General features: G+C 39.7%; 10 protein-coding genes, 1 pseudogene and 1 CRISPR repeat array. Of the genes and pseudogenes, 3 read left to right on the forward strand and 8 right to left on the reverse strand.

The window, feature by feature from the left end:
• Window positions 1-30: 30 nt before the first annotated feature.
• A CRISPR array of direct repeats spans window positions 31-4,869; the repeat unit is 37 nt; unit sequence GTTTCAATCCCTAATAGGGATTAATTGAAGTTGCAAC.
• A gap of 468 nt (window positions 4,870-5,337) precedes the next feature.
• Entirely contained in the window at window positions 5,338-5,820 is a 483-nt protein-coding gene (locus UYI_RS0126475) for a DUF1499 domain-containing protein (RefSeq protein ID WP_016869697.1), read from the forward strand.
• A gap of 183 nt (window positions 5,821-6,003) precedes the next feature.
• Here UYI_RS0126475 and UYI_RS0126480 read toward each other — a convergent pair whose 3' ends face one another.
• From UYI_RS0126480 to UYI_RS0126490, 3 genes are all read right to left on the reverse strand, one after another.
• Window positions 6,004-6,537 (reverse strand): L,D-transpeptidase, encoded by a 534-nt coding sequence (locus UYI_RS0126480; RefSeq protein WP_016869698.1) that lies wholly within the window; start codon window positions 6,535-6,537, stop codon window positions 6,004-6,006.
• 238 nt (window positions 6,538-6,775) lie between these two features.
• A complete protein-coding gene (locus UYI_RS0126485) occupies window positions 6,776-7,288 on the reverse strand; it encodes a L,D-transpeptidase (protein WP_016869699.1) in 513 nt (170 codons plus the stop codon).
• Between the two features lie 456 nt (window positions 7,289-7,744).
• Window positions 7,745-8,389, reverse strand: a complete 645-nt coding sequence (locus tag UYI_RS0126490) for a bifunctional 4-hydroxy-2-oxoglutarate aldolase/2-dehydro-3-deoxy-phosphogluconate aldolase (protein WP_016869700.1) — start codon at window positions 8,387-8,389, stop codon at window positions 7,745-7,747.
• 269 nt (window positions 8,390-8,658) lie between these two features.
• Between UYI_RS0126490 and UYI_RS0126495 the strand changes: the two genes are divergently transcribed.
• The gene (locus UYI_RS0126495; protein ID WP_016869701.1) at window positions 8,659-9,498 is read left to right on the forward strand and encodes a DUF2382 domain-containing protein; all 840 of its coding nucleotides are present in this window, start codon (window positions 8,659-8,661) and stop codon (window positions 9,496-9,498) included.
• Window positions 9,499-9,616: 118 nt separating this feature from the next.
• Here the strand turns inward: UYI_RS0126495 and UYI_RS0126500 are convergent, their stop codons facing one another.
• The gene (locus tag UYI_RS0126500) at window positions 9,617-9,973 is read right to left on the reverse strand and encodes a Spx/MgsR family RNA polymerase-binding regulatory protein (RefSeq protein ID WP_016869702.1); all 357 of its coding nucleotides are present in this window, start codon (window positions 9,971-9,973) and stop codon (window positions 9,617-9,619) included.
• A 423-nt stretch (window positions 9,974-10,396) separates the two neighbouring features.
• Between UYI_RS0126500 and UYI_RS0126505 the strand changes: the two genes are divergently transcribed.
• Window positions 10,397-11,893, forward strand: coding sequence for a hypothetical protein (locus UYI_RS0126505; RefSeq protein ID WP_016869703.1), 1,497 nt, complete (start codon window positions 10,397-10,399; stop codon window positions 11,891-11,893).
• A 30-nt stretch (window positions 11,894-11,923) separates the two neighbouring features.
• Here the strand turns inward: UYI_RS0126505 and UYI_RS0126510 are convergent, their stop codons facing one another.
• From UYI_RS0126510 to UYI_RS39320, 4 genes and pseudogenes are all read right to left on the reverse strand, one after another.
• Window positions 11,924-12,736 carry a hypothetical protein gene (locus UYI_RS0126510; protein ID WP_016869704.1) on the reverse strand — a complete coding sequence of 271 codons (813 nt, stop codon included), beginning with the start codon at window positions 12,734-12,736 and terminating at the stop codon, window positions 11,924-11,926.
• Between the two features lie 51 nt (window positions 12,737-12,787).
• Window positions 12,788-13,957: a baeRF7 domain-containing protein gene (locus UYI_RS0126515; protein ID WP_016869705.1), complete on the reverse strand. Its 1,170-nt coding sequence runs from the start codon at window positions 13,955-13,957 to the stop codon at window positions 12,788-12,790.
• 217 nt (window positions 13,958-14,174) lie between these two features.
• On the reverse strand, window positions 14,175-14,846 hold the full coding sequence (locus UYI_RS0126520; RefSeq protein ID WP_016869706.1) for a DUF1361 domain-containing protein: 672 nt from the start codon (window positions 14,844-14,846) through the stop codon (window positions 14,175-14,177).
• A 331-nt stretch (window positions 14,847-15,177) separates the two neighbouring features.
• Window positions 15,178-15,371 (reverse strand): annotated as a pseudogene (locus UYI_RS39320) (hypothetical protein); the annotation flags it as partial.

The raw sequence follows: 15,371 nt of genomic DNA on the forward strand, positions 1-15,371 counted from the left end.
TTATATAGGGTTATGGGTCACGTGTCGGTTGTTTCAATCCCTAATAGGGATTAATTGAAGTTGTAACGCGATCGCCCCAACGATTTGATTAGGGCAATTGAGTTGTTTCAATCCCTAATAGGGATTAATTGAAGTTGCAACCCATGTGAGCAGTAATCTTAAGATTTTCCACCTGTTTCAATCCCTAATAGGGATTAATTGAAGTTGCAACCATCCTCACCCAACTTGTGATATTGGCGGAATTGGTTTCAATCCCTAATAGGGATTAATTGAAGTTGCAACTTAACAGTAGCCTCCTTGCTACCTGCTGTGTCAGCGGTTTCAATCCCTAATAGGGATTAATTGAAGTTGCAACGAGTTGAGGTACTCGGTGTTGAAGTTTGAAGCAGTTTCAATCCCTAATAGGGATTAATTGAAGTTGCAACTAAATACATCTGCTTTTTGTACATGATTCAAGGCTGGGTTTCAATCCCTAATAGGGATTAATTGAAGTTGCAACCTCGACTTAAAGAAATCTTGCATGAAGTGGTCAGTGAGTTTCAATCCCTAATAGGGATTAATTGAAGTTGCAACGCTATGGGCATTATTGAAACAAAGCTCAAAGGGTTTCAATCCCTAATAGGGATTAATTGAAGTTGCAACCCCACACGTCTGGGAGAAAGCTAAAGAGGCATATAGCGTTTCAATCCCTAATAGGGATTAATTGAAGTTGCAACCATACGCGTCATGTCCGGCCCAGACGCCAGACAGTGTTTCAATCCCTAATAGGGATTAATTGAAGTTGCAACACAGGGGATCCGATGGGTGATGAATAGGCGCCAGAGGGTTTCAATCCCTAATAGGGATTAATTGAAGTTGTAACTGTATGGCTCGATGGAGGTGAATTGTAAAGGCAATGTTTCAATCCCTAATAGGGATTAATTGAAGTTGTAACACAATTACTCAAGATGATAGAGAGAAGGCGATACTGGTTTCAATCCCTAATAGGGATTAATTGAAGTTGTAACTGGTAGGGGTGGGAGAAATGCAGCTACTCCTAGAGTTTCAATCCCTAATAGGGATTAATTGAAGTTGTAACTACCAAGCCTTATTTGACTCGATTGGGGGTAGCCGTTTCAATCCCTAATAGGGATTAATTGAAGTTGTAACTTGGTTACAAAGCTTCATGGCGAGAATTTTAGGAAGTTTCAATCCCTAATAGGGATTAATTGAAGTTGTAACCCCTTTAGTGCGTTTGGTTAATGCGGTGTCAGATTTGTTTCAATCCCTAATAGGGATTAATTGAAGTTGTAACAAGAGGCAGTGGCAGAAAAGTCACAATCCCACACAGTTTCAATCCCTAATAGGGATTAATTGAAGTTGTAACGGAAGTTCCGTCTTCCAACGATTCGGGCGATAACTAATGTTTCAATCCCTAATAGGGATTAATTGAAGTTGTAACTAAAGGCTACTTCGCCCTCGCCAGGGGTAGTTCATAAAGTTTCAATCCCTAATAGGGATTAATTGAAGTTGTAACAGGCGGGAAGCCCGCGCGCTGGAAGTTCCCTCTTCCGTTTCAATCCCTAATAGGGATTAATTGAAGTTGTAACTTAAGGAGATCTGGCACGTCGTAGCCATCGAAAGTTTCAATCCCTAATAGGGATTAATTGAAGTTGTAACGCCCAGACCACCGAATCTATCGTAGTCCCGCCCCCTGGTGTTTCAATCCCTAATAGGGATTAATTGAAGTTGTAACTTATCAATCAAATTAAGGAAGGTGAGAAACAGCGCAAGCAACGTTTCAATCCCTAATAGGGATTAATTGAAGTTGTAACTTTTGTGTAAGGTGCTGTTGTCGTGAAAATAATCGTTTCAATCCCTAATAGGGATTAATTGAAGTTGTAACGAGAACTGCAAGTTTTGAATATTTTCTCCGTTCAAGAGTTTCAATCCCTAATAGGGATTAATTGAAGTTGTAACTTTGGTGGTGGTGAAAATGCTGAAAAACTCATTGAGCGTTTCAATCCCTAATAGGGATTAATTGAAGTTGTAACCATGAGGCAGATAACCAAGGGGCTAAGTCGGATGCCACCCGTTTCAATCCCTAATAGGGATTAATTGAAGTTGTAACTGCGGGAAATTACTGGGCCTGGCAGTGGAGATCCCGTTTCAATCCCTAATAGGGATTAATTGAAGTTGTAACGCCAAACCTAGCTGCTGCCTGAGAATAGAGGTTTGCCGTTTCAATCCCTAATAGGGATTAATTGAAGTTGTAACTACAGCCCAAACCCTCCGACCTACTGAGTTGGGAATTAGTTTCAATCCCTAATAGGGATTAATTGAAGTTGTAACTCTGCTGATATCTGCATCAGGGGAGGCTTTAGTCGCTATCGTTTCAATCCCTAATAGGGATTAATTGAAGTTGTAACTTACTAGCTGAATCCAAATTACCTAAAACAGTCGTTTCAATCCCTAATAGGGATTAATTGAAGTTGCAACTTGTCACGCTTACAGTGGTTTAGAGAAAGCGTTTGTTTCAATCCCTAATAGGGATTAATTGAAGTTGCAACAAGAATATCAATTTCATTATGAGCACTATGATGTTTCAATCCCTAATAGGGATTAATTGAAGTTGCAACAATCTGCTGCATCCTGAGTACAAGGAGTTGTTAGCGTTTCAATCCCTAATAGGGATTAATTGAAGTTGCAACGGCAACTCCAAAGATCCATCATATTCAGGATCTTGGGTTTCAATCCCTAATAGGGATTAATTGAAGTTGCAACGAAGTAATCACAAAAGTTCAATGGAAACTGGAAGAAATTGTTTCAATCCCTAATAGGGATTAATTGAAGTTGCAACCCAAGCAGCAGCAGAGATAATTGCCAAGGCACTCCGTTTCAATCCCTAATAGGGATTAATTGAAGTTGCAACGCTAATCTTAAGATGCTGTGGCGCACTTCATAAGTTTCAATCCCTAATAGGGATTAATTGAAGTTGCAACGCCAAAACGCTTTATTACGAAGATCTTGTATTCGGTTTCAATCCCTAATAGGGATTAATTGAAGTTGCAACTTATCTGGAAATGTTGGTGCTTTGTTAATTACCAGTTGTTCGTTTCAATCCCTAATAGGGATTAATTGAAGTTGCAACTTCTCCAGCATTTCGCTTTTTCTGGCAAGAAGGGCTTGTTTCAATCCCTAATAGGGATTAATTGAAGTTGCAACCTTAGCCCATCCGTTTTTATCTATCCACCAAACAGTTTCAATCCCTAATAGGGATTAATTGAAGTTGCAACTTTAGAATCCTCCTGCTTCTAGCGGGAGGAGAAGTCGTTTCAATCCCTAATAGGGATTAATTGAAGTTGCAACCTAAGTCATTCTTAATTGGCCTAATAATCGGTTCGTCGTTTCAATCCCTAATAGGGATTAATTGAAGTTGCAACTTGATTCCGTATAATTTCTGATACTGGGTAAAAAGGTTTCAATCCCTAATAGGGATTAATTGAAGTTGCAACCTGAAATTATTGGTACAGCTAATACAAGGCAAATACCAAAGTTTCAATCCCTAATAGGGATTAATTGAAGTTGCAACGATTATTTCACGCCTGGGAATTTGGACTCTTACACAATAGTTTCAATCCCTAATAGGGATTAATTGAAGTTGCAACAGGCTTTTAACCTCCAAAAGGTATTTTCAATAAAGTTTCAATCCCTAATAGGGATTAATTGAAGTTGCAACTCAGTTGGATTGGTTCCCTGAGGAAGTCCAAAAGATAGTTTCAATCCCTAATAGGGATTAATTGAAGTTGCAACCACATGCGGACGAGTGAATTAACAAAAATCATTCGTTTCAATCCCTAATAGGGATTAATTGAAGTTGCAACTTTATCGTGAATTAGATCGCAATTAGTGCGAGCGTTTCAATCCCTAATAGGGATTAATTGAAGTTGCAACGATGAGGAGAAATTTCTTTTTCTCCCACTAAAAAGTTTCAATCCCTAATAGGGATTAATTGAAGTTGCAACATTTCTGGAAAACCAGCAGAATTATTAATTTGCTGGTTTCAATCCCTAATAGGGATTAATTGAAGTTGCAACATGTGCAAATTTACACAAGCTTAAAAGAGAATACGGTTTCAATCCCTAATAGGGATTAATTGAAGTTGCAACGCTTTGGATGCTTTACGTGGACTCTTACCGCTTGCGTTTCAATCCCTAATAGGGATTAATTGAAGTTGCAACTCTGAAAGATCAAAAATATTATCAAAGTGATCAGTTTGCGTTTCAATCCCTAATAGGGATTAATTGAAGTTGCAACTTTTCTGGATTCTCGGCAAGCACTTGTAATAAGGTTTCAATCCCTAATAGGGATTAATTGAAGTTGCAACGCAATAAATTAATGGCACGACATCGCCAATAGCGGGGTTTCAATCCCTAATAGGGATTAATTGAAGTTGCAACCAGTAATTCTGTGATATTTTGATTTTTATAACACTGTTTCAATCCCTAATAGGGATTAATTGAAGTTGCAACAAAATATCTGGCTGAGCTTTTAAAATTTTTTGGAAAAGTTTCAATCCCTAATAGGGATTAATTGAAGTTGCAACACACTTCCGTCTTTGCCTTTTAAAATATAATAGCGGTTTCAATCCCTAATAGGGATTAATTGAAGTTGCAACGCATCAATAAGCATATTATTTAAAAAAAGACTTGTTTCAATCCCTAATAGGGATTAATTGAAGTTGCAACATCCGGGACTAATTCCTGGAGGCGATCGCACAGTGTTTCAATCCCTAATAGGGATTAATTGAAGTTGCAACTTTTGTGGGCCTGGCGTACAACGTACTTTTGTACGTTTCAATCCCTAATAGGGATTAATTGAAGTTGCAACCGCTCGTTTTGAAAGGCTTGCTGTATTTGATTTTCAAGGTTCAGTGGTGCAGACCTAGAGGAAATATAGCTTTTCAGCCGTTGGGATGTCAAGTGATGTTTGAGCAAAAATCCTTCAAATTTAGTCATAGCAAACTTTTTGGCGATGCCGCAAACCTCCCTATCGCTACAATATGGTTCAAAAGCAGTCAGAGTAATGGTTTCAGCCCATATTTTTGACATGTTCACAAAAACACCTACTCATTTGCGCAAATTGTATTTTTTTGCAGGTGATGCTACTTATTGTAGGCAGACTAATTGTAGCCTGCGTGGGCACAGAGAAGTCTGAGCGGAGGCTTCCTCGGATCAGAACTTTGGAGCTTTGTTTGTGTAGCAGTGAATTATATTCGCCAGCTAACTTTTAAAAATTGGGATGCTCCCGAAATAACCGAAAATAAGGAAAGTGCATTGATTGAGGAGTAAATTTATAATGTCCCGTTTGCTAAAAGAGTTTGCACAGCGGCTCCTGTGCAGTATCGCCCTTGTAATATTCCTAAGTCTAACAATACTTTCTGGTGCGAGTTGGGCTTATGCTTCTGGCTTGGGAGTAACTGATGGTCATCTTAGTTCTTGTCCAGCTTCAAACAATTGTGTTGTGAGTCAAAATGCTGACTCTAAACACGCGATTGACGCGATCGCTTATCATGTAGATCGCAACACAGCAAGAGAAACCTTACTAAAAGTTCTCAGCGTTGTTCCTCGTACAGAGGTGGTAGAACAGACAGATAATTACATCCATGCTCTTTCTAAAAGCCGCATTTTCAAATTTGTTGATGATGTAGAGTTTTATTTCCCTCCTAATGAGTCAGTAATTCATTTGCGTTCCGCATCTCGTGTGGGAGAATCGGATCTCGGAGTCAACCGTAGGCGAATCGAGCAAATTCGTCTGGCTCTTTTGGATTTAAATATCTGATGTTTGCTGTCAAAGCGATCGCTATGTATAGTGAACAGAGATTATAGGGATCTAACGACACGAATTTGTGATCTAACGACAAAGCTTTAGATTTTGTAGCAGTTAAGTATCTAAACAAAATTAATTACATATTCTCCTGTGACTGTTCCCTGTTAAGAGTTCCCTATTCCCTTCCTCAACTACTTACTGACGCACTACTACCAAAGTCCCCACTTCAGCCCAATTGAAAAGTTTACGAGCTTCTTTCACTGGTAAATTCACGCAACCATGACTAACAGGCGTACCAAATCTATCGTGCCAAAAAGCGCCATGAATTGCATAACCCTCGTAGAAATACATAGTATAGGGAACACCAGAAATATCATAGCCGGGGCCTCGCATTCTAGTAGAGCGAAGCTTAGAACTAATCAGGAACCTACCCTTTTTTGTAGGCGTCGAACGCTTACCTGTGGAAACTCGCATCGAATACACAAGTTGGCTACCTTCCCAAGCGTATAGACGTTGTTGTGACAAATCAATTTCGATTTTACGAGGAGGGCGTAATTCTTTCCAGATATCAGCTTCGTTGATAGAGTTGCGATCAAATATGCGATAAGAAAAATGTGAAAGAGGTGTCTTTGAATTGGAAGAACTAAAAGCAGCCCCAAACACAATTCCCACAGTCGCTAAGAAAGTTGTTAACCAAGCGATCCAACTACTGCCAATCCAGTTTCCCATTATCTTAACTTGTTAATTCGCAGAGAATGCCCAAAATGTGTTTGTTGTTTATTGTTGGTTGTTTGTTGATGGTTGTTTGGAAAAATTACCAATCATTAACAACTAATATCAAGTTCGGCTAATTACTTACGATATTATGCTTCGTTGTTGGGCATTGGTTTTTCCCATTACCAATTACCCATTACCTATTACCAGCCTACGCGACAGTATAAATATTCAAGCGAACATCAAATGAATACTATCTTTGAACAACTACTGGCGTACCTATCGATGCCCATCTGTATAACCATCTGGCATGTTTAGGTGGTAAATTTACACAACCGTGGCTAACCGGTGTCCCAAATCTTCGATGCCAGTAGGCTCCATGAATAGCATAACCGCCTTTGTAATACATCGTATATGGGACATTTGGAACGTTGTAGCCTCTACCGCGCATCCGAGTTTTTCTCAGTTTGGTTTGAATGCGAAAAACACCAGTACGAGTGGGAGTAGATTTTTTTCCTGTAGAGACAACCACTTTGTACACAGGCTTTCTACCTTCCCAAGCAACCAATCGTTGTTCAGAAAGATCAATTTGTATCCAACGTCGTTGAGATTGTTTGAGGTTACTGATTGCTTGCCTGATTGTACTTCTTTTTGGGTGTTTCAAAACCCCTTCTGAAGGGGTACTAAAAACACTGAAAGCGAGTGCTGCACCAACAAGGAGTACCTTTAAAGAACGCACCCAACTGGAAGAAGATGGCTTTTCCATGATTATTACACCATAATGCCATTATTTAAGGTAAATTTTCTTTTTCTCTGATGACTTTTCGCTTTTTGCTGCAACAGGCGTAGGTTTTCCTGTTTTCATCCTATAGCAAATGTCCTCGTTCGTAACTATTCCCAGGACAAACAGATGAGGAATTGTTGAAAAATCAAATTTATGTAATTTTATTCACAACGGAAATTCTGCCAATAATTAAAATTATTGGCTCAGACAGTAATCCTAATTGTTATTAAACAATCCTTAATTAAACAAGTATTAACTAAAGTAAACCTTAAATTGTAGGGTGCGTTATAGCAACGCTTAACGCACCGAGAAAGATGGTGCCCTGCGGCTAATCCTCACTCTCTCAAACTCCAAAATCCTTGCATAGCGGTAACACAACGGCAATAAAGCCCGAGGAACATCCACACCGATGACAGCCTCCCCTACATAAATAAGCTCTTACCACTCCTTCACTAAACAAGTATTTACTAAAGTTTTTGCTTGCTGAGATATTGCTTGCCAATTTCCAGTTTCTATAAACTGCTTAGGAAACAATTCGCTACTTAAACCTACTGCGATCGCTCCTGCTTGTAAAAATTCTTGGGCATTTTTTAAAGTAACCCCGCCTGTAGGAATCAAAGGAATGTTACCTAGTGGCCCTTGTAAACTTTTGATATAGCTTGCTCCGCCTACCGCCTGCACGGGGAATACCTTCACACAAGTTGCGCCGTGATTCCAAGCCGTAACAATTTCTGTGGGAGAAAGCGCACCGGGAATAATAGGTATATTTTCCGCAACTGCTGCTTGGATCATAGTAGGGTCAACATGGGGTGTAAACAGAAATTGCGCTCCTGCGGAAATTGCGTTATCAAGTTGTTCTAAATTTAACAGCGTACCAGTGCCAATAGTACAGTCGGGTAATTCTGAGCGGAGTTTAGTGATTAATTCTGGAGTATTAGCGCTATTCCAGGTAATTTCGATTAATTGTATGCCTCCAGATGCCATAGCCAAGGCCATCTGGCGTCCAAGTTCTAATTGAGAAGCGCGAATAACTGCGATCGCTCGGTGTTTTTTTAGCAGTGTTAACCAAGGGTGATTAGACATGGGGGCAATAAATTAACAATTAACTCAAAAGTAATATTGTTTTATATAAGTAGGAGTAACATTGACTTATAAGCTTTATTCAATCTAACTAAAGATAGATACCATTATTAATAATAAACCAGACAAACTCAAAAAACATTATTTTTCGGCTATTAACTAAGTATTTTTGAAAAATTAATAATTAAGAGAATTCAGTCGTAAGCAAGAGGAAAAAATTAACTTGATTTTGTAAGTTAGATACTATAGATGCTTTCACAGGTAATTTTATTATGCCTCTTTACAAGCTAGAAGATTTTGATCCTACTTACCGAGATACATTCGGTGGTGATGATATTAAAGGTTTGCCCCTCTATACTCAAGGAGGAAATAGAATCGGTACAGTTGCAGATGCACTAGTAGATCCAGAAGGTCGTTTTCGTTATTTAGTTATAGAAACTGAATCCGATTTTCATAGCAAAAGAATCTTGTTCCCAATAGGTCTTTCTCGCATAGATTATAATCAACAGCGTGTGTATGTTGACGGGTTAAGCAAAGAACAAGTACAAAATTTGCCTGTGTACAGAGACGACATGACTGTTGATTATGATTATGAAGAACAGGTACGCAGGAATTATCGTCCCCAACAAAATGTAGCTTACGATCGCGATAGCTACACCTATGAAAATGACGCATCTTTATATAATTTGAATGAGCAAAACCATCAAACCTTCAAATTGTATGAAGAACGGTTAATTGCTAACAAAAACCGCATTAAAACCGGAGAAGTAACCGTTGGTAAGCATATTGAAACAGAAACTGCAACAGTTTCAGTACCAATTGAGAAAGAAAGAGTTGTAATTGAGCGAGTTCCAAGCACAACAGAAGCCGTTGCAGTTAGCCCCGACGAAGCGCAATTTCAAGCAGGGGAAGTAGCACGCATAGAAATCTACGAAGAAACACCCGAAATTCGCAAAGAAGCTTTTGTGCGTGAGGAAGTGAGGGTTAAGAAAGTCGTAGACAAAGACGTTGTTGAAGCCCAAGAAACAATTCGTCGTGAAGAATTAGATATTCAAACTGAAGGCAATTTGCCTTTAGATGAAACAAATACACAGCAAATAGATCGTCTTTAGACCTGTGTTGAAAATAGGGTAAAGGTTAAAGGGTAAGGGGGAAAGGAACAGATGAACACATTATTTCCTGTTCCCCGTTCCCTTTGTCATATTTGTAGTGCATCCAGAAAGCGCTATCCTAAAGCCCTAATTTTTGTCGAATCACTTCATCTTGATCTTTAAAACCAACTAAAACAGCCGTTTTGTCTTTGACAAAAAGGGGACGCTTGAGTAGCATTGCATCCTTCGTAAATGCCTCTATCCATTCCTTGTCCGTCCAAGTTTTCTTCTCATCACCAAGCGATCGGTAAGATTGTCCAGAGGTATTTCGCATAGGTTGTGAACCCAAAGACTTTACCCAGGCTTGGATCATTTCACGGCTCGGTGGATTATCTTTTATATTAATAAACTCATAATCTACACCATTTTCTTGCAGCCACTTCAAAGCCTTTTTGCAAGTTCCACAATAGGGAATTCCGTAGACTTGAATAGACATAAAACTAAATATTCACTCCCCTTTCAGCAATTAAGTTTGAGAAATCAAACAATATATTCTAAGCTGAATAGATATACTTGTTTTTCCCAAGTAAAGCAATGCGTGACCCAGAGATAAAAATTGATCCGGGAACTTTGTTGTTGATAGTATCTATCCTGCTGCTATTGCCCCTTTTGGTAGCTGGCTTTATCTCGCAATAAATTTGATTTAATAATCGAACACAGATAAACACAGATGCACACCGATAGTTCATCTGTGTTCATCTGTGTGCATCCGTGTTCGTTTTTACAAGACACCTAAATGTGGTAACAATACCTAAATTTTATTGTTTCAAACCAACACGTTTAACTATAAATTGTTGCTTCATTTCGCTCAAACATTGTTGATTAAGCAACAATGATTAGAGACTTAACATGAAATATTATGACTGCTACAGCACCATCCTTCAACCTACCCGCATTGGCAGAATTAAGATCAGGGTTGCCCAATATCTGCGGTTGGGAAGCGGCAATTCAGTCAATAGTTAAACCAGAAGAATCAGTATATTTAAATACTACTAATCTCAAGTTAGAAAATATCACGGCGGGGTTTGCTTGCGCTCTACACATGCATCAACCAAGCATCCCCGCAGGCATTAACGGCGAAATCATCGGTAATCTCCAGTATATGTTTGAACATCCTGATGATGGAGATAACCATAATGCCGGGGCTTTTGCTTGGTGTTATAGCCGTATGGGAGAATTTATCCCGCAGCTAATTTCCCAAGGCTGCAACCCTCGCATCATGCTTGATTATTCAGGCAACTTACTGTGGGGTTTGCGGCAAATGGGACGCGATGATATCTTCGATCATCTCAAGCGTATCACCTGTGACCCTCAATACCAGCCTTATGTAGAATGGCTGGGAACAATGTGGAGTCATGCTGTAGTTCCTTCCACACCTATTCCTGACATCAAACTGCACATCCTCGCTTGGCAACATCACTTTGCAGCTATTTTCGGTTACGATGCCCTCAAGCGAGTTAAAGGTTTCTCTCCTCCAGAAATGCATTTGCCCAATCATCCAGATACTCTGTTTGAATACATCAAAGCTTTAAAAGAATGTGGGTATCGCTGGTTAATGGTGCAAGAACATTCCCTGGAACGTCTTGATGGTTCTGGGTTAAAGCACGAAGATAAATATATTCCTAACCGCTTGCTTGCCCGTAATTCTCACGGTGAAACTATTAGTATTACAGCATTAATTAAAACACAGGGTTCGGATACGAAATTAGTTGCCCAGATGCAACCTTATTTTGAAGCCAAAGGCAAAAGTAAGCAGCAAATAGGCAATGTGACAGTCCCCTCTTTAGTTACCCAAATTGCCGATGGGGAAAATGGCGGCGTTATGATGAATGAATATCCCCGCGATTTGTTTAGGGTTTATCATGAAATCCGCGATGCGGGTAATAATTATGCAGGCGTGGTTGCCCTCAATGGTACAGAATATCTAGAACTAATTGCAGCAGCAGGTGTTAATTGTGAAGATTATCCAACTTGCCAGGCTGTCCATCAGCATAAAATCTGGCAGCGAGTCGATCCAGACAATGCTACACCGGAAACTGTAGAAAAGGTAATAGCAGAATTAAAAGCAACTGACCATCAATTTCACATGGATGGCGCATCTTGGACTAATAATTTAAGTTGGGTGGAAGGCTATGAGAATGTCTTAGACCCGATGAAAAAACTGAGTATCATGTTTCATGAAAAATATGACTCGTTGGTGCAGCAAGATCCTTTAGTAACGCAGCGTCCAGATTATCAAGAAGCTTTGTTATATAACTTGTTGTTGCAAACCAGTTGTTTCCGTTACTGGGGACAAGGGACTTGGACTGATTATGCGCGTGAGATTTATCGTCGGGGCGAAGCAGTGCTAAGGTGAGACAATAAGATTTATCCCTTCTGCACTAACCTATTTAAGATAGCCAGTTTCCCGCAAAAACTTACGTAACTCAGCAAAGTACTGATTGCGATCGCTACCTTTATAAGCTTGCTTGACTTTTTGCCAGCCATCTTCTCCTTGACCAAGCATATACTTATCTGCTAAATACGCTGATAAAAATCCTTTGCCGTTATCTACTTCATTTCGTGCTGACAAAAAGGTTTGCCATAATTCAAAGGCATGAGCATAAATTAATTTTGGATAGCGGCGGGTAACATCTATCATCTTCCCTTGCCGATATTGCCAAATTTGCAACGGATAACCAGAAGTAGCATAGGATGTAAATGCATAGGCAAAGCGATCATCTCGACTTTCAAACTCTGGCAAACCGTCCCGATCTAAATCTTTGAGTCGATAGCCACCATTACCCCATTCTTGGCGAACTTTTTTATACTGGTTAGCCTTACTGTCATAGCGATAAATCAATGAGTAAGTACAACAGTGCGCCCCACCAGTAAAGAAATCAGCTACTACCTCTGGTTCTTTGTCCCCATCTAAATCCAACACTGGTAACTTATTTTGGTCATTTTTATCCAAAAGAGCGCCTATGGGTCTATCATATTCACTGTCTTGGGGCAGGTTTTGCTCTAAAACACTTTTACCCGCCCGGACAATTTTTATTTGCACATTTTTATACTGATATTCCTGTGGTTGTTCGTAGGAAATTTCTGCTCGTACATTGCCTGATTGTCCAGTAATTACTTCTGCTTGCACAGAGGTAGCGAATCCAGCTACACCACTCAAAACAGCTAAACCAAGGACAAAAAAACGAATGTTCTTCATAAAAGGTGTTGTATATGACATGTTTATCTTTATACAACACCTTGGCAATTATTAATATCGGAAAATCGCTGCTGCTGGTATGCCATCTGGCAATTCTCCTGGATCGACAGTGTAAACTGCCCCACCATTTAACAGCGTATGAATAGCGGCAAAATCTAACACATCTTGATCATCTGGTTGTGGTTCTGAGTGCAAATTGACAGCCATTGTCTCAGGATCAAAGCTACCCCATACCTGCTGACCTACAGGTACTAATAAATAATCCACTCTTTGGTAATAAGCAGCAGGAATAATTTCTTTGAGGTCGCTAGAGGCTCTACCAGTTCCTTCTCCAGCAATTTGCTGGTAAAGTTCTATAATAGCCTTGTGTGATTGAGTATATATGGGTTCGACAATTTGCCAAGCCTGTTCGTGTAATTCTTCCGGCTTGATGATGTCTACATTGGCATGAATACCTTCCTCCAGCAAATGTTTGTAAGAATTAGCTTCTCTGTAAATCGCAAAGAGATACTCTACTCCAGCCAGCAGTAAAGGTGCTTTTTCATCCCGTAGTTTTTCGTGTAATGCGTCATCAATAGCGTGAAAGAATTGCAGAATGTCTTTTTGGTGTTCGTCTCTGTCGGGACTTCCCTGTCCGTGAAACTCGCCTGGCTGGGAAAAAGGATTGGCTGTTCCCCCTTTGGATGTCCCCATTCGTCGCTGTCCCTCTTTTGCAGTCTCGTCATAGAGGAGGGCTTCATCCAAGCTCTTAGGCATGTTTTCTACTTCTACCTCTTGGATATTGTAGTGTGTTCCCTCAAAGAACCTAACATTATCTTGGCTGAGAGCCAGGACGAAAAACCGTCCATCATTATTGACGAGATGCAATAGTGGCTTAAGGTGGAATTGATTGCCAACAACTACCAATTCTTGAAACTCCATCGGGAGTTGGTAGTAGTGAAACACACTTGGCGAGATGAAGATTGCCAAACCAACGTCTTGGTGTTGCCAAAACTCATTCGTATCAAGTTCTTTAGCTGGCTGGAGAAACTCTATTGCTTTAGTTTCATCCATCCCCATTTCAGTCAAGCGTTCCCCTGCTTCCCGAATTAAATTTTTGAAGCGAATTGGGTTTTGGCGAGTTTCTGGCCCTGCTTTTTGCGTGGGCATGTACAGAGAAACACAAGGACTTTGAGCATTTTCTACTAAAGTTTTTATTTCGTCAATGGATAATGGTTTCATATTTTCAATTCCGATCTATCAATTGAAAGTGAACTATCTAAATTAATTTCAATTAATTTATGTTATGACTACATCTTTCTTTTGATAAAAAAATACCTACCTCATACCCTCTCTTAAGATGGAGGAAAAGGTAGGTATAGAAAAAATTTTTGTTATTTGTTGTTGTTGTTTGTTGTTTGGAATAAGTATCTACATCCAAAATCCAAAATCGAGTTAGTTAACCAGCATTATGGCTATTAGTGTTCATGTTTGTTGGCTGAATAACTATACTTTTACTTTTTTGACTCACAAAACCTAAAGTTACTCGTTTCATTAGCCAGTGTAAGCCAACAAGTATAGCAAAAGTTATTGCAATGATTACCAAAGGCTGCTTACCCAAAATTTCTTCTACACCTCTAGTCAACAAAGCATCGGGTTGAGTTACAAAATCCCAACTATTAAAACGCAAGAATCGACCCCAGTAAATACCAATAGCACACAAGGCATGAGTTGTCATTTCCATCCAGATAATCCATTGACTCTTGCCAATGCGGTGCAGATAGTATCCCACGTTTATTAGAGATATAACATAGGCTTCAAAACCAGCCATGATCACTAGGAAATATACAGGAATTAGCACCAAGGTAATCATCCACACAGATTGAATTGTGCGGATATCATCAATGAGGTGAATGACATCAGTTAACAGATAGGGTGCATTTGGTAAAAAAGCGTAGAAGACCAAAAATCCTAGCCACCAAACCCAAGAACGCCCACGTTTGACGCGAAACAGCCAAACACTCAAAGCTAAAGGTATAAATGCCAAAAATAAATTCCAGGTCATCCAACGCATGTTGATTTGTAAGACCTGTACAACTCTAGCCATCAATTCAATCAGTTCCGCTTTCATCGCTGCTTCCTTAGAAGTGTGTGTGAGTGATTACGTATTTTCTAGATGTGAACTCAGTTGTTTGATTCGTCAAACAAAGAAAATCTGACTGTGATTGTTGCTTGACGCTAGCAAATCGGTTTCATGGAACTTGAGAAAATAAGTTTGTGTACATAGAAACTGACTCTGCGTTGGTGTTGCTGGGAAGACAGGTGTATTAATCTCCTAGTATAGCCAGAACAAAAAAATAGGCTACTACCCCAGAACAGAATTGTCATTATGGGATTTTGTTCCGTTTCTGACTATAGTTATAGATTTCACTTCGGCTGGGTTGTTTTCCAGAAAGGAATTATTAGCGTAGCAGTACTCGGCTGCGGGGACCGATCGCTTTTTTGGGTATCAATGTTACTTTTATCTGGCAGTTTTCCGAATCTTGCACACACATGGACGCGGAGTTGAAAACTGGTGAATTGACTGCAATGGAATTACCGCTACTAAATTCTATGTCAGGCGTGGGAGTTGGAGAGGTGGAGGTGGAGGTGGGGA

The organism is Fischerella muscicola PCC 7414 (assembly GCF_000317205.1).
GTDB lineage: Bacteria > Cyanobacteriota > Cyanobacteriia > Cyanobacteriales > Nostocaceae > Fischerella > Fischerella muscicola.